This is a genomic window from Pseudoalteromonas sp. SIMBA_162 (genome assembly GCF_046535955.1).
GTDB lineage: Bacteria > Pseudomonadota > Gammaproteobacteria > Enterobacterales > Alteromonadaceae > Pseudoalteromonas > Pseudoalteromonas marina.
In genome coordinates, this window is the sequence record NZ_JAWJBQ010000559.1 from 1 (window position 1) to 264 (window position 264).

The following is a 264-nucleotide window of genomic DNA, read 5'->3' on the forward strand; positions in this document are numbered from 1 at the left end:
CCGTGAGCGGCGAAGTGATCCAGACGTTTGGTCAAGGCAGTTTGCAGGTCAGCAAAGCGGCGAATGTCGGTATCGGAAACTTCGCCCAGCTTCGCCATGTAGTCGTTAAAGGTCGCCTGTTCGATGTTGAAGGCTTTGTCCGGACGCCAGCTCGGCAGCACTTTGATGGTGAAAGAGCCGTCTTTGGCGATCTCTGCGTGATGCTCCAGAGAATCGATCGGGTCATCGGTGGTGCCGACCATTTTCACGTTCATCTGCTGCATG

General features: G+C 55.3%; 1 protein-coding gene. It reads right to left on the reverse strand.

The window, feature by feature from the left end:
* Positions 1–264 (reverse strand): glucuronate isomerase (locus R0J88_RS20910; RefSeq protein WP_410901012.1); only part of this gene is annotated, 264 nt, incomplete at both ends.